This window comes from Streptomyces sp. NPDC016469 (assembly GCF_040632905.1).
Taxonomy (GTDB): Bacteria; Actinomycetota; Actinomycetes; order Streptomycetales; family Streptomycetaceae; genus Streptomyces.
The window spans coordinates 1-21159 of the sequence record NZ_JBEYCQ010000001.1 but is presented as its reverse complement, the minus strand read 5'-3'; the positions used below and the strand labels follow the sequence as shown (position 1 = coordinate 21159).

Annotated in this window: 21 protein-coding genes and 2 tRNA genes; 4 read left to right on the top strand and 19 right to left on the bottom strand. The window is 71.6% G+C overall.

Annotated features, from left to right (window positions below; all coding sequences use genetic code 11):
- Positions 1 to 28: 28 nt before the first annotated feature.
- From ABZ565_RS00115 to ABZ565_RS00105, 3 genes are all read right to left on the bottom strand, one after another.
- Positions 29 to 101 (bottom strand) — tRNA-Ala (locus ABZ565_RS00115).
- Positions 102 to 215: 114 nt separating this feature from the next.
- Positions 216 to 449 (bottom strand): hypothetical protein, encoded by a 234-nt coding sequence (locus ABZ565_RS00110; protein ID WP_018103228.1) that lies wholly within the window; start codon positions 447 to 449, stop codon positions 216 to 218.
- Positions 450 to 582: 133 nt separating this feature from the next.
- A complete protein-coding gene (locus ABZ565_RS00105) occupies positions 583 to 1974 on the bottom strand; it encodes an MFS transporter (protein WP_361019231.1) in 1392 nt (463 codons plus the stop codon).
- Between the two features lie 190 nt (positions 1975 to 2164).
- On the opposite strand from ABZ565_RS00105, the gene ABZ565_RS00100 reads away from it, so the two are divergent.
- On the top strand, positions 2165 to 3055 hold the full coding sequence (locus ABZ565_RS00100) for a helix-turn-helix transcriptional regulator (RefSeq protein ID WP_361018317.1): 891 nt from the start codon (positions 2165 to 2167) through the stop codon (positions 3053 to 3055).
- Positions 3056 to 3104: 49 nt separating this feature from the next.
- Here ABZ565_RS00100 and ABZ565_RS00095 read toward each other — a convergent pair.
- From ABZ565_RS00095 to ABZ565_RS00065, 7 genes are all read right to left on the bottom strand, one after another.
- Positions 3105 to 3177, bottom strand: a tRNA-Ala gene (locus tag ABZ565_RS00095).
- A gap of 118 nt (positions 3178 to 3295) precedes the next feature.
- Complete coding sequence (locus tag ABZ565_RS00090) at positions 3296 to 3949, bottom strand: histidine phosphatase family protein (RefSeq protein WP_361019228.1); 654 nt, start codon at positions 3947 to 3949, stop codon at positions 3296 to 3298.
- Complete coding sequence (gene rsfS, locus ABZ565_RS00085) at positions 3946 to 4377, bottom strand: ribosome silencing factor (protein ID WP_018103223.1); 432 nt, start codon at positions 4375 to 4377, stop codon at positions 3946 to 3948. Before rsfS ends, ABZ565_RS00090 begins: the two co-directional genes overlap by 4 nt.
- 146 nt (positions 4378 to 4523) lie before the next feature.
- The gene (locus tag ABZ565_RS00080) at positions 4524 to 6272 is read right to left on the bottom strand and encodes an LCP family protein (protein WP_361018314.1); all 1749 of its coding nucleotides are present in this window, start codon (positions 6270 to 6272) and stop codon (positions 4524 to 4526) included.
- A gap of 19 nt (positions 6273 to 6291) precedes the next feature.
- Positions 6292 to 6909, bottom strand: coding sequence for a nicotinate-nucleotide adenylyltransferase (gene nadD, locus ABZ565_RS00075; RefSeq protein ID WP_361018311.1), 618 nt, complete (start codon positions 6907 to 6909; stop codon positions 6292 to 6294).
- A 38-nt stretch (positions 6910 to 6947) separates the two neighbouring features.
- The gene (locus tag ABZ565_RS00070) at positions 6948 to 7109 is read right to left on the bottom strand and encodes a hypothetical protein (protein WP_018518201.1); all 162 of its coding nucleotides are present in this window, start codon (positions 7107 to 7109) and stop codon (positions 6948 to 6950) included.
- An 83-nt stretch (positions 7110 to 7192) separates the two neighbouring features.
- Complete coding sequence (locus ABZ565_RS00065) at positions 7193 to 7345, bottom strand: hypothetical protein (protein WP_185992685.1); 153 nt, start codon at positions 7343 to 7345, stop codon at positions 7193 to 7195.
- 113 nt (positions 7346 to 7458) lie between these two features.
- Here ABZ565_RS00065 and ABZ565_RS00060 point away from each other — a divergent pair, with 113 nt between their 5' ends.
- Complete coding sequence (locus ABZ565_RS00060; protein WP_361018308.1) at positions 7459 to 8589, top strand: M48 family metallopeptidase; 1131 nt, start codon at positions 7459 to 7461, stop codon at positions 8587 to 8589.
- Here the strand turns inward: ABZ565_RS00060 and ABZ565_RS00055 are convergent.
- The 5 genes from ABZ565_RS00055 to proB form a co-directional block, all read right to left on the bottom strand.
- Entirely contained in the window at positions 8504 to 9643 is a 1140-nt protein-coding gene (locus tag ABZ565_RS00055) for a hypothetical protein (protein WP_361018305.1), read from the bottom strand. The genes ABZ565_RS00060 and ABZ565_RS00055 overlap by 86 nt on opposite strands.
- Before the next feature lie 178 nt (positions 9644 to 9821).
- On the bottom strand, positions 9822 to 10403 hold the full coding sequence (locus ABZ565_RS00050) for a hypothetical protein (RefSeq protein WP_361018302.1): 582 nt from the start codon (positions 10401 to 10403) through the stop codon (positions 9822 to 9824).
- 64 nt (positions 10404 to 10467) lie between these two features.
- Positions 10468 to 11751 carry a glutamate-5-semialdehyde dehydrogenase gene (locus tag ABZ565_RS00045; RefSeq protein ID WP_164404472.1) on the bottom strand — a complete coding sequence of 428 codons (1284 nt, stop codon included), beginning with the start codon at positions 11749 to 11751 and terminating at the stop codon, positions 10468 to 10470.
- An 82-nt stretch (positions 11752 to 11833) separates the two neighbouring features.
- Positions 11834 to 12334, bottom strand: coding sequence for a hypothetical protein (locus tag ABZ565_RS00040; RefSeq protein WP_361018297.1), 501 nt, complete (start codon positions 12332 to 12334; stop codon positions 11834 to 11836).
- A 141-nt stretch (positions 12335 to 12475) separates the two neighbouring features.
- Positions 12476 to 13582: a glutamate 5-kinase gene (gene proB, locus ABZ565_RS00035; protein WP_361018294.1), complete on the bottom strand. Its 1107-nt coding sequence runs from the start codon at positions 13580 to 13582 to the stop codon at positions 12476 to 12478.
- Between the two features lie 214 nt (positions 13583 to 13796).
- On the opposite strand from proB, the gene rfbC reads away from it, so the two are divergent.
- A complete protein-coding gene (rfbC, locus tag ABZ565_RS00030) occupies positions 13797 to 14450 on the top strand; it encodes a dTDP-4-dehydrorhamnose 3,5-epimerase (RefSeq protein ID WP_361018292.1) in 654 nt (217 codons plus the stop codon).
- Here rfbC and rfbD read toward each other — a convergent pair.
- From rfbD to galE, 4 genes are all read right to left on the bottom strand, one after another.
- Positions 14369 to 15334 carry a dTDP-4-dehydrorhamnose reductase gene (rfbD, locus tag ABZ565_RS00025; RefSeq protein WP_361018289.1) on the bottom strand — a complete coding sequence of 322 codons (966 nt, stop codon included), beginning with the start codon at positions 15332 to 15334 and terminating at the stop codon, positions 14369 to 14371. The two genes, rfbC and rfbD, sit on opposite strands and share 82 nt — an antisense overlap.
- Entirely contained in the window at positions 15331 to 16320 is a 990-nt protein-coding gene (gene rfbB / locus ABZ565_RS00020; RefSeq protein WP_361018287.1) for a dTDP-glucose 4,6-dehydratase, read from the bottom strand. Before rfbB ends, rfbD begins: the two co-directional genes overlap by 4 nt.
- The gene (locus ABZ565_RS00015; RefSeq protein WP_361018284.1) at positions 16317 to 17387 is read right to left on the bottom strand and encodes a glucose-1-phosphate thymidylyltransferase; all 1071 of its coding nucleotides are present in this window, start codon (positions 17385 to 17387) and stop codon (positions 16317 to 16319) included. Before ABZ565_RS00015 ends, rfbB begins: the two co-directional genes overlap by 4 nt.
- Before the next feature lie 239 nt (positions 17388 to 17626).
- Positions 17627 to 18598 (bottom strand): UDP-glucose 4-epimerase GalE, encoded by a 972-nt coding sequence (gene galE / locus ABZ565_RS00010; RefSeq protein ID WP_361018281.1) that lies wholly within the window; start codon positions 18596 to 18598, stop codon positions 17627 to 17629.
- Between the two features lie 190 nt (positions 18599 to 18788).
- Between galE and ABZ565_RS00005 the strand changes: the two genes are divergently transcribed.
- Positions 18789 to 21011 carry a CDP-glycerol glycerophosphotransferase family protein gene (locus ABZ565_RS00005; RefSeq protein WP_361018279.1) on the top strand — a complete coding sequence of 741 codons (2223 nt, stop codon included), beginning with the start codon at positions 18789 to 18791 and terminating at the stop codon, positions 21009 to 21011.
- Positions 21012 to 21159: the final 148 nt, after the last annotated feature.

The window sequence follows — 21159 nt, the reverse complement described above, 5'->3', positions numbered from 1 at the left end:
CGGATGGCCCGCCGTTCCTTCTTCACTGTGGAGCTAAGGAGAATTGAACTCCTGACCTCTTGCATGCCATGCAAGCGCTCTACCAACTGAGCTATAGCCCCTCGTCGTGCCGCCCGGTCTCCCTGGCGACATCGAGAACAGTACCGGTCACCCCGGCCGTCCACCAAATCGATTCCCCTCCGTCCGGTTTTCACCCGCCGGAGGAGGGGAAGCGGTCAGGCCGTGGCGAAGGAGTAGAAGCGCTTGAGGGTGCAGTGCTCCTCAAGAAGCCGGCCGTAGATCGGCTCCCCCTCGAGCTCCCGGTAGGTCTCGATGGGGTCGCCTTTTATGATCAGCGCCCGCGCGCATTCCTCGCACCAGTACTGATAGTCCGCGTTGACCGGGTCCATGTCCCTGACGATGGGCGTACCGCTGCCGCACCAGTCGCACTTCCGCCTGTGTGCACCCATGGATCAGCTCCGGCCCCGACGGAAGAAAGGCGACCGCGGGACCTCGTGGCGGCTCCCAGGCATCGCGCACACCCTCCCGTTCGGTCCGTCGCCCCCTCCGGCGGTCCGATTCTGCCATGACCCCGCAAGGGGGTCAGCCGACCGCCGTTCCCGCCCTCCGCCGCCGCCGTACGAGCCCCGCCACGGCCCCCGCGCACGCCACCGCGGCCAGGGCCAGCTCGCAGACCCACAACGCGTGCCCCGATCCCTGCGGCCCCGGCGTACCGAGGCGGTTGAGGTAGAGGGTGCCGATGGCGGCGACGCCGATGACCTGCCCGAGCTGGGTCACGGTCACCAGCACACCGCTGGCGTCGGCGGCGTCCCGCGGCCGTACGTCCGCCAGGGCGCCCGCCAGGTTGGGGCTGAACGCGAGAGCCATACCCACGCCGATGAGCACGAAACCCGCGTACAGCGCGACGCTCCCGCCGTCCCCGCCCCGCAGTGCGAGCCCGGTCACCGCCTCACCGGTGGCCAGCACCGCGAACCCGCCGGGTACCAGGTGCCGCTGGAGCCGGGCCGGCCACCGCCGCCAGGTCAGTCCGGCCACGCCGAAGGCCACCGCGGTCGGCGCGCACATCAGCCCCGCGTGCAGCGCCGAGTACCCGAGGCCGCCCTGGAGGTGCAGGGTCAGCGTGAAGAGGAAGCCCGCGTTGGCCGCCATGACCAGCAGGAGGCGCACCGCCGCCACCGCGATTCCGGGCAACCGGAGCACACGGGGCGCGATCAGGGGCGCACCCCCGCGTGCGGCGAGCCGCGTCTCGTACGCCACGAAGCCGGTGAGGAACACCGCGCAGGCGAGCAGACAGGCCCACGTCCAGTCCGGCCAGCCCAGCTCCTGGCCGAGCACCAGCGGCACGGTCAGCAGCGTGACGGCCATTGCCAGGAGCACCAGGCCCACCGGATCGAACCCACGCGTCCGCGCCTCCCGCCGGGCCTCCCCGGTACGCGGTTCCCCCGGCAGCACACGCGCGCCGATCACCAGCAGGACGAGCCCGATCGGGACGTTGACCAGGAAGACGGGCCGCCAGCCCGCCCCGAACAGATCGACGCTCACCAGTACCCCGCCCACGACCTGCCCCGCGGCGGCCCCTGTGGCCAGCACGGCGCTGTAGGCACCGATCGCGCGCACCCGCGCCGCCCCGGTGAAGTGCTGCTGGATCAGGCTGAGCACCTGCGGGATCATCACCGCCGCGCCCGCCCCCTGGATCACCCGGAAGGCGATCAGCTGCCCGGAGTCCGCCGCGAGTCCGCAGGCGAGCGAGGCCGCGGTGAAGACGGCGAGCCCGGCCAGATGTGCGCGGCCGTGGCCGAACACGCCGCCGAGCCGGGCACCGGCGACGAGGAGGACGGCGTACGAGATGGTGTATCCGGCCACCACCAGCTGCAACTGGGCGCCGGACGAGCCGAGTTCGGTACGGATCGTCGGTGCGGCGACGTTCACGATGAAGATGTCGAGCAGCGCCATGAACTGGGCCGTGAGCACCACGGCGAGCAGCCGGGCGGGGGTCTTGTCAGTGGTGGGGGTTTTACTGGTGACGGAGCGTGAGGCCGTCGTTTCGGATGTCGCGGTCATGGGTTCCAGGCTGGCGCCGTACGCATACGGGTAACGAGAGCCCGCTGATGCTGGTACTGGCAGCACCTGGCAACAGCCGGGCGCAGCACCGACGATGGGGGGCGTGACGACGGTGACGGCACAACAGCGCACGCGGCGGAGCGGACCGGCGACGGGCAGACGACCGGAGCTCGCCGCCTTTCTGCGCGGCCGCCGGGCCAGGGTGACCCCGGCGGACGTGGGCATGCCCCCCGGCTTACGACGCCGCACGCCGGGGCTGCGCCGCGAGGAGGTCGCCCAGCTCTCGGGCGTCGGCGTGACCTGGTACACCTGGCTGGAACAGGGCCGCCCGATCAACGCGTCCCCGCAGGTCCTGGACGCGGTGGCGAGGACGCTGCGGCTGGATCCCCCGGAGCGCGAGCACCTGTACGAACTGGCGGGGGTCGCCTTCCTGCCGGGGAGGGAGTCCGACGCCTTCGAAGTCGGCGAGGAGATCCAGGGCCTCATCGACGCGCTCGACCCGCTCCCCGCCGTCGTCTACAACGCGCGCTACGACGTGCTGGCGACCAATCCCGGTTACCGGGACATCTTCGACATTCCCGTCATGCGGGGCACCAGGGTCCGCAACGCGTTGTGGTCGCTGTTCACTGCGCCCGAGGAGGACTGTCCGGTCGTGCACCGCTCCCAGGAGCTGCCGCTGATGGCGGCGACCCTGCGCAGCGGTTACGGGCGCCATGTGGGCGAGCCCGCGTGGGAGTCGTTCATCGCGGGTCTGTCGGAGGCCAGCCCCTACTTCGCGAGGTTGTGGCGCAGCGGGGACGTCGTCCCGCCGGGGCGGCGCGTGAAGACCTTCCGGCACTGGGCGGTGGCCGGTGAGATACGGATGACCTCGGTGTCGCTGACCATCAACGGGCTGCCCGAGTGCCGGATCGTCACGTACACCCCGGCCGACGAGGAGAGCAGGGAGCTGCTCGCCGCGCTGCGGGCGCACCGCCGGGGCGCTGGGGACCGTTGACCGCACATGCGGAAATCCCGCCCCCTGATGGGGACGGGATTTCCGATTGTGGAGCTAAGGAGAATTGAACTCCTGACCTCTTGCATGCCATGCAAGCGCTCTACCAACTGAGCTATAGCCCCGCTGTCCGCTGTCTTTCCCTGCGCTCCCGCGCTGCGAACAAGAAGAACTTTAGCCTGTGACCAGCCGGAAAGTGAAATCCGGCCCCCGCCGCCCCGGAGAGCGGCCGGCGACGACCGGTCAGGTGTCGTCGCCGAGCACCGGTTCGGGCAGGGTGCCGGCGTTGTGCTCCAGCAGCCGCCAGCCGCGGGCGCCCTCGCCGAGCACGGACCAGCAGCAGTTGGTCAGTCCGCCGAGCCCTTCCCAGTGGTGCGACTCCAGGCCCAGCAGCCGGCCGATGGTGGTCCGGATGGTGCCGCCGTGGCTGACGACGACCAGCGTGCCGCCGTCGGGCAGCTTCTCGGCATGCCCGAGGACCACGGGGGCGGCCCGGTCGGCGACCTCGGTCTCCAGCTCGCCGCCACCGCGCCGCACGGGCTCGCCGCGCTTCCAGGCGGCGTACTGCTCGCCGTACCGGTCCACGATCTCCTCGTGGGTCAGGCCCTGCCAGGCGCCCGCGTAGGTCTCACGCAGACCCGCGTCGTGCACCACGTCGAGGCCGGTGATCGCGGCGAGCTCGGCGGCCGTGGCCGCGGCCCGCCGCAGGTCGGAGGCCACGATCGCGTGCGGCTTCAGCGAGGCGAGCAGCCGGGCGGCCCGGCGGGCCTGCGCGACGCCGGTCTCGGTCAGCTCGATGTCCGTGGAGCCCTGGAAGCGGCGTTCCAGGTTCCATGCCGTCTGGCCGTGCCGCCAGAGGACGATCCTGCGGCCCCTGCCGCTCCTGCTGCCGTTCAGCTCTGCTCACCTTCCGTACCGCCGTTGAGCTGCGCGTGCTCGGCGGCCTTGCCGCGGGTCTTCACGGCGTCCTCGGGCAGGTCGAGCTCGGGGCAGTCCTTCCACAGGCGCTCCAGCGCGTAGAAGACGCGCTCCTCGCTGTGCTGGACGTGGATGACGATGTCGACGTAGTCGAGGAGGATCCACCGGGCGTCGCGGTCGCCCTCGCGGCGGACCGGCTTGGCGCCGAGTTCCTTCTGCAGCCGCTCCTCGATCTCGTCGACGATCGACTTGACCTGGCGGTCGTTGGGGGCCGAGGCCAGCAGGAAGGCGTCGGTGATCGACAGCACGTCGCTGACGTCGTAGGCGATGATGTCGTGCGCGAGCCGGTCGGCGGCCGCCTGGGCGGCGGCGTTGATGAGCTCGATGGAGCGGTCAGTGGCGGTCACAAGCAGGCTTTCGTCGTCGGTCGGATAGACCCCTAGGGTCTCACGGGGAACCGCCCGACCACACAGCCGTATTCCGTGGCCCGTCCACGGCCCGCCCGGGGAGGCCCGGGCCGCTCGGCTCCGGACCTCCCGCGACCGCTCAGCGGCTACTCGGCCTTGTAGTCCTGGCCGAGGAGGACGGACACGTCCGCGTTCCCGGCCGGCTTGCCCTTCTCGACCGAGCCGGCCGGCAGCCCGAGCGTCTTGGCGACCTGGGTCGCCTTCTCCTTGTCGGCCGCCTCGGCGTAGACCACCTGCGAGGAGGCGGCCGCGTCGGCCTTCCCGCTGTTGACGAACGCGAAACCGCCGTTGACCAGCTTGCCCCGGGCGGACTCGGTGGAGCCGGTGTCGCCGGTGGCGTTCTTGATCCCGACCCGGATCACCCCGTCGGCCGACGGCGCCTTGACCGTGCCGCCGAGGATGTCCTTGACCACGCTTTCGGTGGCCGCGTCGGTGAGGATGCCGTCGTCCTGGACGGGCAGCAGTGCCGTCTTGTAGTCGCCGATCTTGGCGTGCTCGGCCAGCTTCGCCAGCGAGGCGCCGAGGTCCTTCTCGGGCAGCGACGGGTCGAGGATCTGGGCCAGCGTCTGGATGGTGACCGTGGCGGCCTGCGGGTCGTCGGACATCTTGCGCAGCACCCCGCGCATGACCTGCCCGAACCGCATCAGCTGCTTGGCCTCGGCCTCGCCGGGCCCCCGGTACGTGGCGTACGCGACGGCCATCGGACCGCTGAGGGTCTGCGCCTCGCCCTTCTTCACGAGGTCGCCGGAGCCCTTCTTTGCGCCGGGCACGGCGGTGTCGGTGTCGACCTCGATGTTGCCGACGAGGTCCACCAGGTTCTCCAGGTACGGCGTGTCGAGCCGCCAGGTCCCGCTGATGTCGGTGCCGAGCAGCGTGTCCAGGGAATCGCGGGTCCCGGACGTGCCGTCGTCCTCGACCGACTTGCCGAGCGTGGTGGTCGTGCCGTCCTCGTCGGAGAGGGCGAGGGAGTTGGGGAGCAGGACCGTGGTGCCCTGCTTGGTGGTGACGTTGTCGACGAGCAGGGCGGTGGACGTGCCGCCGGACTTGGTGTTGTGGAGGTGGACCACGATGACGTCACGGCGCTGCGGACCGGTCGTCGCGGTGTTCTCCTTCTCCCCGCCGGACATGCCGGGGATCTTGTCCGCCGACCACAGGTAACCGACGCCGCCGAGCACGGCCAGGACCCCGACGACGAGCAGCGCGACGATCCGGTTGCGGCCCCGGCGGCGCGCCTCCTCGCGGCGCTCGCTGCGGCTCTCGGTGAACTTGAGCCAGTCGATGACGTCCTCGGAGTCCTCGTCGGGCTCCTCGATGAAGGCGAACTGCTCGGTGCGGTAGTCGTCGCCACCACGGCGCTGCCCGGGCACGGCCGCCTCCGGCGCCGGACGCGGCTCGGGCTCACGGGGCGGGGCGGGCGCGGCGGCCGGGGCGGGGGCCTGCTGCGGAATGCTCCACTGCTGGGTCGTGTCGACCGCGGCGGGCTGTTGTCCGGTGTCGTGGACGGGCTGCTGCTGCCCCGTGTCGTACCCGTACCGGTCGTAGCCGTAGTCCTGCTGCGGGGCCTGCTGGGGCTGGGCCGCGTAGGGGTCGTACGGCTGCGGCGGGGCGGGGGGCCGCTGCTGGGCGTACGGGTCGTAGCCGTACCCCTGCCCGCCGCCTTGGGGCGCCTGGCCTCCGTACGGGTCCGGCTGCTGCTGCTGCGCGTACGGGTCGTACTGCTGCTGATCCGGCTGCTGCTGCCCCGGCTGCTGGTACACCGGCTGCCCGTACTCGTCGTAGCCGATGATCTGCGGCTGCTGGTAGTACGGGTCGTACGGGTTCTGTCGGTCGTTCACCGGTGCCCCTTTCCGTGGCTCACTCGCCGCGGTACAGCTGGCGCTTGTCGATGTAGCGGACCACGCCGTCGGGCACGAGGTACCAGACCGGTTCGCCCTGGGCGACCCTCGCGCGGCAGTCCGTCGAGGAGATCGCGAGCGCGGGGACCTCCACCAGGGAGACGCCCCCCTTCGGCAGCCCGTCGTCCGTGAGCAGGTGGCCCGGCCGGGTCACGCCGATGAAGTGGGAGAGGGAGAACAGCTCGTCGGCATCGCGCCAGGTGAGGATCTGGGCGAGCGCGTCGGCACCGGTGATGAAGAAGAGATCCGCCTCGCCGTGGACCTCGCGCAGATCCCGCAGCGTGTCGATCGTGTACGTGGGGCCCTTGCGATCGATGTCGCTCCGGCTGACCGAGAACTGCGGGTTGGACGCCGTCGCGATGACCGTCATCAGATAACGGTCCTCCGCCGGGGACACATGCTTGTGGCTCTTCTGCCACGGCTGCCCGGTCGGTACGAAGATCACCTCGTCGAGGTGGAACTGGGCGGCCACTTCACTGGCCGCCACCAGGTGTCCATGATGAATCGGGTCAAACGTCCCGCCCATCACGCCGAGTCGGCGTTTTCCGCGGCCGGTAGGCACTTCCTGCTCTCCCATGCGTGCAGAGCCTACTGGCACAGCTGTACGCCTCGGCCTCAGCGGTCGCGGTTGAAGCGCGTGGTGATCCACAGAAGGAGGAGAAGCACGACAAAGGCACCGCCACCGGTGAGGTAGGGGCTGAGGCTTTCGTGATTGCCGCCGTGCTCGCCCTCGGCGGCGACGGTGACCAGCTGGTGTGCGGTGCTCGTGAGGCTCATCTTCGGCAGGACCTATCGATCGGGAGTCGGGGGAAGACGTCGCGGACATCGTATGCGGGTGCCCCGGGCACGCTCACGCCGACTCAGTCGTTGTTGTCGTCGTTGCGGTATCCGCGGAGCAGGAACCAGGCCAGCAGCGCGGCTCCCAGCAGGGAGGCGACCAGCACGATGCGGATCGTGTTGCCCGGCCCCTGGTCCCCGGACGCGGCGGCGAACAGAGCAACGGTGTGCGGCATGTCGGGCGTCTCCTCAGTTATCCACAGCCCCCCGCACACCGTAGCCCCAGCACCTAGGCTGGGCGGCGTCAGGGGGCGAGCCACGTCTCGCACGAACACAGGGGGCCCATGTCATGACCAGCAGCCAAGAGAGCCAGAAGCGCGTACCGAGCAGGCAGCGCAAGCGTTTCCCGGGAATCTCCTCCCGGGCCTACGAGCACCCCGCGGACCGTTCGGCGCTGGTCGCGCTGCGCAAGCTGAGCGGCTTCGACACCGTCTTCAAGGCGCTGAGCGGACTGCTGCCGGAGCGCAGCCTGCGCCTCCTCTTCCTGTCGGACTCCGTCCGGGTGAGCGACGCCCAGTTCGCGCACCTCAACGACATGCTCCGCGACGCCTGTTACATCCTGGACCTGGAGAAGGTCCCGCCGATGTACGTCAACCAGGACCCTCGGCCCAACGCCATGTGCATCGGGCTGGACGAGCCGATCATCGTGGTGACCACGGGCCTGGTGGAGCTGCTGGACGAGGAGGAGATGCGGGCGGTCATCGGCCACGAAGCCGGACACGCCCTGTCGGGTCACGCGGTGTACCGCACGATCCTCCTCTTCCTCACCAGCCTGGCGCTCAAGGTCGCCTGGATCCCGCTGGGCAACGTCGCGATCATGGCGATCGTGACGGCGCTGCGCGAGTGGTTCCGCAAGTCGGAGCTGTCGGCGGACCGGGCCGGGCTGCTGGCCGGCCAGGACATACAGGCGTCGATGCGCGGCCTGATGAAGATCGCCGGCGGCAACCACCTCCACGAGATGAACGTGGACGCGTTCCTCGCCCAGGCCGACGAGTACGAGAAGTCCGGCGACCTGCGCGACTCGGTGCTCAAGATCCTCAACGTGCTGCCCCGCTCGCACCCGTTCACCACGGTCCGCGCCGCCGAGCTGAAGAAGTGGTCGGAGACCCGCGACTTCCAGCGGATCATGGACGGCCACTACCCGCGCCGGGACGAGGACAAGGACACCTCGGTGACGGACTCGTTCAAGGAGTCCGCCTCGCATTACGCCGATTCGGTGCGCAACAGCAAGGATCCGCTGATGAAGCTCGTCGGCGACATAGCGGGCGGCGCCGGGGACCTGGGTGGCAAGCTGCGGGACAAGTTCACCGGCGGAGGCGGCGCCAGGGGCGGTGCTACGGGCGGCTCCGGGCGGCCGTCGGGGACGGAGGGGACGGAGGGCCCTGAGGGCTCGCAGGGGCCTTCGGCGGAAGGGAGCTGACCTCCAGCGTCCCGCAGAGCGCGGCGACCGGCCGGCCCGTGGCGTACGGGTCGGTGCCCGCCGGTCCGCGCGAGACCGCCCGCCGGCCGGCGAGCAGCGGCCGCAGGGCTCCCGAGGCGTCGGCCGGGCAGGACTGCGGGCCCGCCTGGAGGTAGCTGGTCTGCACCTCCAGCCGGTGCAGCCGCAGGTCCTCCCGGTCGAACCGGAAGCGCATCTCCCGCCGCACGGTGAAGAGGGAGGCGCCGCCCTTCGGCTGGGGGCCCGACACGGCGGGCCGAAGGGCGTACGTGAAGGTGTGGTCCGAGACGACCTCCAGGGCGTCGGAGCCCGTCTGGGTGTAGCGCAGGGTGCCCCGGACCCGGACCTCGGGGTCCGGGGTGACCTGGGCCGGGTCGAAGCGGACGAGCCAGCCGGCCGCCGCGTGCTGCCCGTCGTCATAGGGCTCGTCGACGCTGCGGTCGAACTGCTCCATCTGGTCCGGGTCGAGCAGCGCTTCCACAGGGCGCACGGCGTTCCCGCTGAGCACGTCGGGGTCGAGCGAGGAGGCCGCCAGGTAGTCCTTGACGGTGGCCAGGGCGGCGCTCACCTCGCTCTCCGAGAAGTCGGCGGTGTGCCGGGCGGGCGGCGGGTTGATGCCGTCCCGGCCCTTCGGGTAGTGGGCGGCGGGACTGCTCGCGAAGAGGGCGGCGGGGGTGCCCGCGGGGACGGCGCCGCGCGGGACGAGGGGGACGAGGGTCATCCGCAGCGGTTCGGGCTTCCGGGCGGCGGCCGGGGTCTCGTAGGGGTGGCTCAGGCCCATGAAGACGGCCGTGCCGAAGGCCAGGACGATGAGGATCATCAGGGCGAGGGCGATCCGGGAGCCGCTGCGGTAGGCCCGCCCGGGCAGGCTGCGGACGGCGCGGGCGTGCTGCCCCATGCGTTCCTGGGCGGAGAATTCCTGCAGCCGGGCGGCCCGGACGAAGGACTCGTCGAAGACGAGTGAGCCGTACTCGTCGTCCGGGCCGTTCGTGCCGTTCTCCGCCGGGCCGTCGGGTGGGTCTCCGCGGTGTGCCATGACTTCTCCCGACTCCGTGAGAAGTCCCCTCTTCGGGCGGAGGAGGGGTCATACATTCAGGGTGGGTCGAACACGACGACGGTAAACGCGGTGACGCCCGGCAACCACCGGGGAGTTCCATCGGACCCGCCGGACGGAGGACGGGGCCGGCCGGGCGCGCCCTCGCGAGGGGCGCGCGTCAGGGGGTGCGCGGGACGGCGGAGACCATCGGTCGGGAGTGGTCGTCCGCGTCCGAAGGGGCGGAGCCGGGGCCGGGGCCCGGCGCGCTGTCCACGCCGGTGGAGGTAGGCGGCGGGATCTGGTCCTGCCGGTCCCCCGAGCTGTTGCGGTAGACGGCGCTGAAGGCCAGCGCCACCATGCCGACGCCCATCAGGACGGCCAGCAGCCAGGCGACCGGCCGGTGCCAGCGGGCCGCCCCCCGGTACGGGCGCAGCGCGCCGCCGTGGCGCCCGTAGGGGCTGTGCTCGTGGAAGTCGTCCGCTTCGAGCGGGTCGTAGCCGTCCGGGCCGCCGTAGCCGCCCGGACCGTAGCCCTCGTCGTCGAAGGGTCCGCCGCGGGCGCCGGCGCGCCGGGCGTCGGCCTCCGCGCGCGCCTCGGCCGCCGCCAACAGCCGCTCGACGGCGGTCGGTTCGTGGAACTCGGCGGCCCGTACGAAGTCCTCGTCGAACACCACGGAGGCGAAGTCCTCGTCCGCGCCCCCGCGGTCGTCGTCGGGCTCCCAGCCGTTCGGGTACGGCCTGCCCCCCGCGTCGTCCGCCACGGTTTCAGACTAGCCCCGGCGGACCGCTTTGGGCAGGGAGACGGCGCATTCGCCTGTCACGGGGTCACCGCACGTGGCCGTCCCCGGTGACGATGTACTTGGTCGACGTCAGTTCGGGCAGGCCCATGGGGCCCCTGGCGTGCAGCTTCTGTGTGGAGATGCCGATCTCGGCGCCGAAACCGAACTGGCCTCCGTCGGTGAACCGGGTCGAGGCGTTGACGGCCACCGTGGTGGAGTCCACCAGCTGGGTGAAGCGGCGGGCGGCGGCCTGCGAAGTGGTCACGATGGCCTCGGTGTGGCCGGAGGACCAGAGCCGGATGTGCGCCACGGCCGCGTCCAGCGATTCCACGACGGCCGCCGCGATGTCGTACGAGAGGTATTCGGTCTCCCAGTCCTCCGGGGTCGCCGCCACCACCGTGGCCTTGGAGCCCTCGGCGTACTCCAGCACCCGTTCGTCGCCGTGCACGGTCACCCCGGCCTCGGCGAGGGCGTCCAGGGCGCGCGGCAGGAAGGCGTCGGCGACGTCCTTGTGGACGAGCAGGGTCTCGGCGGCGTTGCAGACGCTGGGGCGCTGGGCCTTGGAGTTGACCAGGATCTCCACGGCCATGTCCAGGTCGGTCTGCGCGTCGACGTACACATGGCAGTTGCCGGTGCCGGTCTCGATGACGGGGACGGTGGACTCCTCGACCACCGTGCGGATCAGCGAGGCGCCGCCGCGCGGGATGAGCACGTCCACCAGGCCCCGGGCGCGCATCAGCTCGCGCACCGAGTCACGGCTCTCGCCGGGGACCAGCTGCACCGCGTCGGCCGGCAGACCGGAGCCGCCCACGGCGTCGCGCAGCACCCGCACCAGGGCGGTGTTCGACGCGAAGGCGGAGGACGAGCCGCGCAGCAGGACGGCGTTGCCCGACTTCAGGCAGAGGGCGGCGGCGTCCACGGTCACGTTGGGCCGGGCCTCGTAGATGATCCCGACGACGCCGAGCGGCACCCGGACCTGGCGCAGGTCGATGCCGTTGGGCAGGGTCGAGCCGCGTACCACCTCGCCGACCGGGTCGGGCAGGGCGGCGACGTGCCGTACGTCGGCGGCGATGGCGCGGATGCGCTCCGGGGTGAGGGTCAGCCGGTCCACGACGGACTCGCTGGTGCCCGCCTCACGGGCGCGCGCCACGTCCTCGGCGTTGGCCGCGAGGATGTCGCTCGTCCGTACTTCCAGCGCGTCGGCGATCGCCAGGAGCGCGTCGTCCTTCGCCGCGCGCGGAAGTGGCGCGATGTCGGCGGCTGCGGAGCGGGCCCGGTAGGCGGCCTGGGCCACGGGAGACATGTTGTCGTACGGCGAGAGCGTGGTCATGCCCGCAGAGTAGTGCGCACCCTGCGGGCATTCCGCACGCATCCCGTGATGCGAGACGGCCGTTTCACCGGCGGGGGCCGGGTCAGTACGGGTGGACGCCGACCGGGGCGGCCGGAGGCGGCCCGTACCCCTCGGCGACGCGCTGGTGGTAGGTCTCGCGGTCGATGACTTCGAGGCCGACGATCGCCCAGGGCGGCAGACCGGCGGTGGAGCGGTGCTCGCCCCAGAGGCGCAGGGCCACCGCCGCCGCGTCGTGCAGGTCGCGGGCCTCCTCCCAGTAGCGGATCTCCGCGTGGTCGTTGGCGTAACGGCTGGTCAGCAGGAACGGGTGGTCGTGCGCGAGCTGTTCGAGTCCGCGCCTGACCTCCTTCAGCGGGAACTCGGTCCCGGAGACGCAGAGGGTGACGTGCCACAGCTTGGACGGGGTGTGCCCCTGCCCGGCAGGTCTCGGCTCCGGCCGGGCAGGGCGCTCGTCCCTCCGGTCCGCGGGCCCGCTCCCGTCGAAGCCGGCCCCCGCTCCCACACTGGTCAGGGTGCGGCCACCCGTTCCTCGGGGCGGCGCCCCCGGGCGCGCTCGTCTCACCGGCGGCCTCCTGTGTTGTGTTGCTTTTGCTGTACCCCGCAGTTTCCCTGCTACAAAGTGGACCAGCCCGGGGCCCGGTGTGGGGCGGTTTTCGTGAAGGTCTCGTTCCGGAGGCTGGACTTTCAGCCGTTTCGGGGGGCGTCAGCCGTGCAGGAGGACGAGATCGTCCCTGTGTACGACCTCGCGTTCGTAGGCGGGTCCGAGGTCCCGGGCGAGGTCCCGGGTGGAGCGGCCGAGGAGTTGCGGCATCTCCTTGGCGTCGAAGTTGACGAGTCCGCGCGCCACGGGCCGCCCCCGCAGATCGCGCAGCTCCACCGGGTCGCCCGCGGTGAATTCGCCTTCGACCGCCGCGATCCCGGCCGGCAGCAGTGAGCTGTGGCGCTCCACGACCGCCTGCACCGCCCCGTCGTCCAGGGTCAGCGAGCCGCGCGGGGTCGAGGCGTGGGCGAGCCAGAGGAGCCGGTCGGCGGAGCGGCGGCCGGTGCGGTGGAAGTAGGTGCCGGTGTCCCGGCCGGCGAGCGCGTCGGCGGCGTGGCTCGCGGAGGTGAGGACGACGGGAATGCCCGCGGCGGTGGCGATCCGGGCTGCCTCGACCTTGGTGACCATGCCGCCGGTGCCGACGCCCGCCTTGCCGGCGCTGCCGATGCTGACCCCGGCCAGGTCGGCGGGGCCGGTGACCTGGGCGATGCGGGTGGTGCCGGGGATGCTCGGGTCGCCGTCGTAGAGGCCGTCGACATCGGAGAGGAGGACCAGCAGGTCGGCGCGGACCAGGTGGGCGACGAGGGCGGCGAGCCGGTCGTTGTCGCCGAACCGGATCTCGTCCGTGGCGACGGTGTCGTTCTCGTTGACGACGGGCAGCGCGCCCATGTCCAGGAGCTGGTCGAGGGTGCGGTAGGCGTTGCGGTAGTGGGCGCGGCGGCTGGTGTCGTTGCTGGTGAGCAGGACCTGGCCGACGCGGATGCCGTAGCGGGCGAAGGAGGCGGTGTAGCGGGCGACGAGCAGTCCCTGGCCGACGCTGGCGGCGGCCTGCTGGCGGGCCAGGTCCTTGGGCCTGCGGTGCAGTCCGAGCGGGGCGAGTCCGGCCGCGATGGCGCCGGAGGAGACGAGGACGACCTCGCGTTCGCCGCCGTCGCGGACCTTGGCCAGTACGTCGACCAGGGCGTCGACGCGGTCGGCGTCGAGGCCGCCGGCGGCGGTGGTGAGGGAGGAGGAACCGACCTTGACCACGATCCTGCGGGCTTCCGTCACGCCCTGCCTTGCCCCTGACACCCGGTCCCCCGCATTCGCTCGCTGGACCCCGCAATCTACGCGAGAGCGGAATCCGGCGCCTTCGCGTTCCGTACCGTGGAAACCTTTTCGTCGCCTTATGTCCCGTTCCGTGTCTGTTCGACCCTCGGACTCGTTGGGCAGAGACACCGGGGCCGGCAGGAGGCCCCGCGGACTGCGAACAGGATGTGATCGCATGCGCCGGCTCTCCGTTCCCGGGGCCTGGGTGCACGAGCCCACGGTCTTCCCGGACGGCCGCGGCAGCTTCCACGAGTGGTTCAGGGCCGCGGACCTGGGGGCGGCGGCCGGGCACACCCTGGGGCTCGCGCAGGCCAACTTCTCCAGCTCGCGGCGGGGCACGCTGCGCGGGATCCACTTCGCGGACGTGCCGCCGGGCCAGGCGAAGTACGTCAAGTGCGTGCGGGGCGCCGTGCTGGACGTGATCGTGGACGTACGCACCGGCTCGCCCACGTACAAGCGGTGGGAGGCGGTCCGGCTGGACGACACCGACCACCGGGCGGTCTACCTCGCGGAGGGGCTCGGGCACGGGTTCATGGCGCTGACCGACGACGCGTGCGTGCTGTACCTCTGCTCCGAGGGTTACGCGCCGGAGCGGGAGCACGGCGTCGACCCGCTCGACCCGGACCTGGGCATCGAGTGGCCGGCGGACATCGCACCGCTGCTCTCCCCGAAGGACGCCTCGGCCCCGAAGCTCGCCGAGGCCGAGGAGCGCGGGCTGCTGCCCTCGTACGCGGCGTGCGAGGCGTACTACGCGCGGCTGCGCGCGGACGGTCCGGCGGTCCCGGGGGTCCGGGCGGGCGAGCCGTCGTTCAGCCCGGCCGGGCGCTGACCGGGGCGTTCGGCGGCGAGGAGCGCGGGAAAGGCCGCGTGCAGCGCCGCGCGCCAGTCGCGGACCGGGTCGATCCCGGCGGCCCGGAAGCGGTCGTGCGCGAGCACGCTGTACGCGGGCCGGGGCGCGGGCCTGGCGAAGGCGGCGCTGCCGACCGGGCGGACGCGGTCCGGGTCGGCGCCCAGCAGCCGGAAGACCTCGCGGGCCAGGCCGTACCAGGTCGTCGCGCCGCCGCTGGTGCCGTGGTAGACGCCCGCCGGGGCGGTGCCGTCGAGCGCGGCGCGGCCCAGCAGGACCAGCCGGGAGGCGAGATCGACGGTCCAGGTGGGCTGTCCGCGCTGGTCGTCCACCACGTCGAGGGTGTCCTTGACGGCCTCCAGTCTGATCATCGTGCGGACGAAGTTGGCGCCGCCCGCCCCGTAGAGCCAGGCCGTCCGCACGACGTGGCCCGTGTCCGGCAGGGTCTCCAGGACCGCCCGCTCCCCGGCCAGTTTGGTGCGGCCGTACGCGCCGCGCGGGCCGGTCGCGGCGTCCTCCGGGTACGGCCGGTTGGCGTCGCCCGCGAACACGTAGTCGGTGGAGACGTGCAGCAGGACGCTGCCGTGGTCGCGGCAGGCGCCGGCGAGGACGGCGGGGCCGGTGCCGTTGACGCGCAGCGCCTCGGTCTCCCGGCTCTCCGCGTCGTCCACGGCGGTCCAGGCGGCGCAGTTCACGACGACGGCGGGCCGGTGGGCGTCGAACACGGCGCGGACCCGCGCCGGGTCGGCGATGTCCAGGGCCGCGCGGTCCGCCGCTACGACGGTGGCGCCCTCGCGGGTCAGCGCGGCCGTCAGGTCCCGGCCGAGCATGCCCCCGGCCCCGGTGACCAGCCAGCGGGGCCTCACAGGGCGGCCCTCTCCTTGAGCGGTTCCCACCAGGAGCGGTTCTCGCGGTACCAGCGGACGGTCTCGGCGAGGCCGGCCGCGAAGTCCTTGCGGGGCGCGTAACCCAGCTCCTCGCGGATCTTGGTGCAGTCGACGGAGTAGCGCCGGTCGTGGCCCTTGCGGTCCTCGACGTGGATCACGTCGGCGTCCCAGTCGGCGTCGCACGCCGCCAGGAGCAGCCGGGTGAGCTCCTTGTTGGAGAGTTCGGTGCCGCCGCCGATGTTGTAGACCTCGCCGGGGCGGCCCTTGGTGCGGACGAGTTCGAGACCCTGGACGTGGTCGTCGATGTGGAGCCAGTCGCGGACATGGGCGCCGTCGCCGTACAGCGGGACGGGCCGGCCCTCCAAAAGGTTGGTGACGAAGAGCGGGATGACCTTCTCGGGGAAGTGGTGGTGCCCGTAGTTGTTGGAGCAGCGGGTGACGCGCACGTCGAGGCCGTGGGTGCGGTGGTACGCCAGGGCGATGAGGTCGCTCGACGCCTTGGAGGCGGAGTACGGGGAGTTGGGTGCGAGGGGTTCGTCCTCGGTCCAGGAGCCCTCGTCGATGGAGCCGTAGACCTCGTCGGTGGAGACGTGGACGAAGGTGCGGACGCCCGCCTCTTGTGCGGCGCCGACCAGGGTGTGGGTGCCCACGACGTTCGTACGTACGAAGGCGGCGCCGCCGTCGATGGAGCGGTCCACGTGGGACTCGGCGGCGAAGTGCACCACCTGGTCGTGCCCGGCCATGAGCCGTCCCACCAGCTCCGCGTCGCAGATGTCGCCGTGCACGAAGGCGAAGCCCGGGTGGCCCCGGACCTCGTCCAGGTTGGCCGGGTTGCCCGCGTAGGTGAGGGCGTCGAGCACGGTGACGGAGACGTCCCCGGGGCCGTCCGGGCCGAGCAGCGTACGGACGTAGTGGGAGCCGATGAAGCCGGCGCCTCCGGTGACGAGGATGCGCGTACCGGTCATGAGGAGATCTGCACCTTGCTGTGGTCGCCGAGGACGAGTCGGTGGGCGGACGGGCTGCGGGGCGCGGGCGTCACCTCGACGTCGTGGCCGATCAGCGACGCCTCCACGCGCCTCACCCCGTCGATGGAGGCGCCCCCGAGGACGATGGAGTACTCGATCTCGCTGTCCTCGATGCGGCAGTTCTGGGCGACCGAGGTGAACGGGCCGACATAGGCGTCGCTGATCACCGACCCGGTCCCGATGACGGCGGGCCCGACGATCCGGCTGCGGGTGACCCGGGCACCGGGTTCGATCAGCACCCGGCCGATGATCTCGCTCTCGCCGTCGACGTACGCGCCGTCGGTGCACGGCTCGATGCTCTCCAGCACGGTCCGGTTGACCTCCAGCATGTCGGTGACGTTGCCGGTGTCCTTCCAGTAGCCGCGGATGACGGTGGAGCGCACATCGCGTTCCCGGTCGATGAGCCACTGGAGGGCGTGGGTGATCTCCAGCTCGCCGCGCCAGGAGGGGCGGATCGAGCGGACGGCCTCGTGGACGGCCGGGGTGAAGAGGTAGACGCCGACGAGCGCGAGGTCGCTCTTGGGGTGCTCCGGCTTCTCCTCCAGGGCCACCACCCTGCCGTCCCCGTCCAGCTCCGCGACGCCGAACGAGGTCGGATCGGGCACCCGGGTCAGCAGGATCTGCGCGTCGGGCCGGTCCGCGCGGAACTCCTCGACCAGGTCCGCGATCCCCCCGACGATGAAGTTGTCGCCCAGGTACATCACGAAGTCGTCGTTCCCCAGGAAGCGCTGGGCGACCAGGACCGCGTGGGCGAGGCCGAGGGGTTCGGCCTGCGGGATGTAGGTGACGTCGATGCCGAAGCGCGAACCGTCGCCGACCGCCGCCCGGATCTCCTCCTCGGTGTCGCCCACGATGATGCCGACCTCGGTGATGCCGGCCTCCGCGATGGCCTCCAGGCCGTAGAACAGCACCGGCTTGTTCGCCACCGGCACCAGCTGTTTCGCCGAGGTGTGGGTGATGGGACGAAGCCGGGTGCCGGCCCCACCGGAAAGTACGAGAGCCTTCACAGTTCCTGCCCCCACGATGAGATGTGACCGATGAGACGGCGGCGCCTTCGCAGCCGCTTCCTAGGGGACCTTACTGAGATTCGGCGGCACTTCCGCGAACAAAACGGTCCTTGCCCGCCCATTGTCGCCACATCCGGGGGAAAAGTGACGATGCCCCGTAACCCGGACCGCCCCTCGGTACGCGAAGGGCCCGGCGCCGCCCTCGTGGAGCGGTGCCGGGCCCTTCCGTACGGCCGTGCTTACGGGTGGCGCAGGCGCCAGCCCTGCCAGGCGGACTCGATCATCTCGTCCACGCCGTACCGCGCCGACCAGCCCAGCTCCTCGCGGATGCGCTCGGCGGAGGCGACCACGCGGGCCGGGTCGCCGGGACGGCGGGCGGAGACCTCCACGGCGGCGTCCTCGTTGCCCGTGACCTTGAGGATGCGGTCGACCATCTCGCGGACCGAGCTGCCCTCGCCGCGGCCGATGTTCAGCGTGAGGTCCGTGCCGGCCTCGGCCTCCGCCAGCCGGCGGGCGGCGGCGAGGTGGGCGGAGGCGATGTCCTCGACGTGGATGTAGTCGCGGACGCAGGTGCCGTCGGGCGTGTCGTAGTCGTCGCCGAAGACGCGCGGGGCCTCGCCGGCCTCCAGGCGCTCGAAGACCATCGGGACGAGGTTGAAGACGCCCGCGTCGGCCAGCTCCGGCGAGGCGGCGCCCGCCACGTTGAAGTAGCGCAGCGAGGCGGCGCGCAGCCCGTGGGCCTTGGCGGCGGCGTGGATCAGCCACTCGCCGACCAGCTTGGTCTCGCCGTACGGACTCATCGGCGCGCACGGCGTCGTCTCGGTGACGAGGTCGACGTCGGGCATGCCGTAGACGGCGGCCGACGAGGAGAACACCAGCCGGTCGACGCCCGCGGCGACCATGCTCTCCAGCAGGACCTCCAGGCCGGTGACGTTCTCCTTGTAGTAGTACAGGGGCCGCTCGACGGACTCGCCGACCTGCTTCTTGCCCGCGACGTGCACCACACCGGTCACCCCGTGCTCGCGGATCGCCGCGTCCAGGGCCTCGCGGTCGAGGACCGTGCCGGTCACCAGGGGAACGCCCGCGGGCACCTTGTCGGCGCTGCCGGTCGACAGGTCGTCGAACACGACCACTCGCTGACCACCGGCGAGCATCGCGCGCACCACGTGCGCGCCGATGAACCCCGCCCCACCCGTAACCATCCAGGTCATGTTCGTGCGTCTCCTGTCAGCTGCTGTGCCCCGTCGGCGTTCCACCCTACGCGGAAGGCCCCCGACACCCTCCGGAGGCGGCCGGAGCGATCAATTACGCTGTCCGGGTGCCGGACGCCGACCACTGTCGCACGGTCCGACCGCGCCCCTCGTAAGGTCCCTGCGGACAGCCCTCTGGAACTGGTGGACGATGCCTCGACTGACACTCATCGTGCCTGCGTACAACGTGCAGGGGTACATCGGGGAGTGTCTGGACTCCGTGCTCGGGCAGGACTTCGCCGACTTCGAGGTCATCGGCGTCGACGACTGCTCCCCGGACGGTTCCGGCGCGATCCTCGACACCTACGCGGCCCGCGACGACCGGCTGCGTGTGCTGCACCTCACGGAGAACGTCGGCCTGGGCCGTGCGCGCAACGCGGGTCTCGAACAGGCGACCGGTGACTATGTCCTCTTCCTGGACAGCGACGACACCCTCGCACCGGGCTCGCTGTCGGCCATCGCGGACCGGCTCGACGCGACCGGCGACCCGGACATCCTGATCTACGACTACACCCGGACCTACTGGGACGGGCGGCTGCTGCGCAACAAGCGCTTCGACCTGATGACCGAGGACGGCCCGGACGTCTTCTCGCTCACCGAGCGCCCGCAGCTCCTGGACCTGCTCCAGATCGTGTGGAACAAGGCGTACCGCCGCGACTTCGTCACCCGGCACGGGTTCCAGTTCCCGCCCGGTTATTACGAGGACGCGCCGTGGACGTACAGCTCGCTCATCGCGGCGGAGCGCATCGCGGTGCTCGACCGGTCCTGCGTGATGTACCGGCAGCGGCGTGAGGGCGGCAACATCCTGCGCACGGTCAGCCGGAAGCACTTCGACGTCTTCGACCAGTACGACCGGGTGTTCGCGTTCCTGGACGGGCGGCCGGACCTCGAAGCCTGGCGCCCGGCGCTGTTCCGGAAGATGGTCGACCACTTCCTGACCGTGCTGGAGAAGCCGGGCCGGCTGCCGCGCAACGCGCGCGCCGAGTTCTTCCACCGGGCCGCGAAGGACTACCGCGCGCGGCTCCCGGAGGGCTTCGAGCGGCCGCCGGGCGGGCGCGGTTACAAGTACGCGCTGCTCGGCATCGACTCGTACTCCGCGTTCTTCGGTCTGACCCGCGCCAACAACGTCCGCCACCGCGCGCGGCTGGGCGGGCAGGCCCGTATCGGCCGGGCCAAGCGGGCGGCCCTCGGCATGTTCTACCGGTCCCAGCTGCGGATGCCGGTGGACGAGAACCTGGCCGTGTTCTCCGCGTACTGGGGCCGCGGCTACTCCTGCAACCCGGCGGCCATCGAGGCCGAGCTGGGCCGGCTCGCGCCGCAGGTGCGCCGGGTCTGGGCGGTGCGCTCGGAGCACCGCGACCGGGTGCCCGAGGGCGTCGAGAAGGTGATCGTCGGCTCACGCGACTACTGGGCGGTCATGGCCCGCGCCAAGTACCTGACGAACAACGTCAATTTCGGCGACACCATCGTCAAGCGCGAGGGGCAGATCCACCTCCAGACCCACCACGGCACCCCGCTGAAGACGATGGGCCTCGACCAGGCGCAGTACCCGGCGTCCACCAACATGGACATGGAGAAGCTGCTCAGCCGGTGCGACCGCTGGGACTTCAGCCTGTCCGCCAACCGGTTCTCGACCACCGTCTGGGAGCGGGTCTACCCCTGCCGCTACACCACCCTGGAGACCGGCTACCCGCGCAACGACGTGCTGGTCAACGCCACCGCCGCGGACGTCGTGGCGGCCCGGCGGGAGCTGGGCCTCGCGGACGGCACGACCGCCTTCCTGTACATGCCGACCCATCGCGAGTACGAGAAGTCCTTCGCCCCCCGCCTCGACCTGCCGAAGCTGGCCGAGGACCTGGGCCCGGACGTCACCCTGCTGGTGCGCGGGCACTACTTCTACAAGCCCACCGGCCGGCTCGCCGAGCTCCAGGCCGGCGGCCGGATCATCGACGTCTCCGCCCACGGCAACGTCGAACAGCTCTACCTGGCCGCCGACGCCCTGATCACCGACTACTCCTCGGCGATGTTCGACTACGCGAACCTGGACCGGCCCCTCGTCATCCACGCGGACGACTGGGACACCTACCGGATGGTGCGCGGCACCTACTTCGACCTGATGGCCGAGCCCCCGGGCGCCGTCGCGACGACCCAGGAGCGGCTGACCGAGATCCTGGGCTCGGACGAGTGGCGCGACGAGAAGGCCGCGGCGCTGCGCGCGGCGTTCCGGGAGCGGTACTGCGACTACGACGACGGGCGGGCCGCCGAGCGCGTGGTGCGCAAGGTGTTCCTGGGCGAGGAGGCCCTGCTGCCGGTGGTCCCGCTCGCCGAGCGCACTCCGGCCCCCTCCCCCGCCGAGGCGACGGCCCGGGTCTGAGGAGCGCCCAAGGGACAACGACCGCGGGCCCGGCCCCTTCCGGATGACGGAAAGGGGCCGGTGGCCCGTTCCCGTTCGTAGATGACGCGTTCCTTGATCAGTTCGCGTACGGAGTTGGCCGCACCGGAGAAGCACATGCCGATCGTCA

Coding starts and splice junctions, on each gene's coding strand:
- ABZ565_RS00110 (WP_018103228.1), bottom strand. CDS start 449: ATGGGTGCACACAGGCGGAAGTGCGACTGGTGCGGCAGCGGTACGCCC.
- nadD (WP_361018311.1), bottom strand. CDS start 6,909: ATGGGAGAGCAGGAAGTGCCTACCGGCCGCGGAAAACGCCGACTCGGC.
- ABZ565_RS00070 (WP_018518201.1), bottom strand. CDS start 7,109: ATGAGCCTCACGAGCACCGCACACCAGCTGGTCACCGTCGCCGCCGAG.
- ABZ565_RS00065 (WP_185992685.1), bottom strand. CDS start 7,345: ATGCCGCACACCGTTGCTCTGTTCGCCGCCGCGTCCGGGGACCAGGGG.
- ABZ565_RS00060 (WP_361018308.1), top strand. CDS start 7,459: ATGACCAGCAGCCAAGAGAGCCAGAAGCGCGTACCGAGCAGGCAGCGC.
- ABZ565_RS00055 (WP_361018305.1), bottom strand. CDS start 9,643: ATGGCACACCGCGGAGACCCACCCGACGGCCCGGCGGAGAACGGCACG.
- ABZ565_RS00045 (WP_164404472.1), bottom strand. CDS start 11,751: ATGACCACGCTCTCGCCGTACGACAACATGTCTCCCGTGGCCCAGGCC.
- rfbC (WP_361018292.1), top strand. CDS start 13,797: ATGCGCCGGCTCTCCGTTCCCGGGGCCTGGGTGCACGAGCCCACGGTC.
- rfbB (WP_361018287.1), bottom strand. CDS start 16,320: ATGACCGGTACGCGCATCCTCGTCACCGGAGGCGCCGGCTTCATCGGC.
- galE (WP_361018281.1), bottom strand. CDS start 18,598: ATGACCTGGATGGTTACGGGTGGGGCGGGGTTCATCGGCGCGCACGTG.
- ABZ565_RS00005 (WP_361018279.1), top strand. CDS start 18,789: ATGCCTCGACTGACACTCATCGTGCCTGCGTACAACGTGCAGGGGTAC.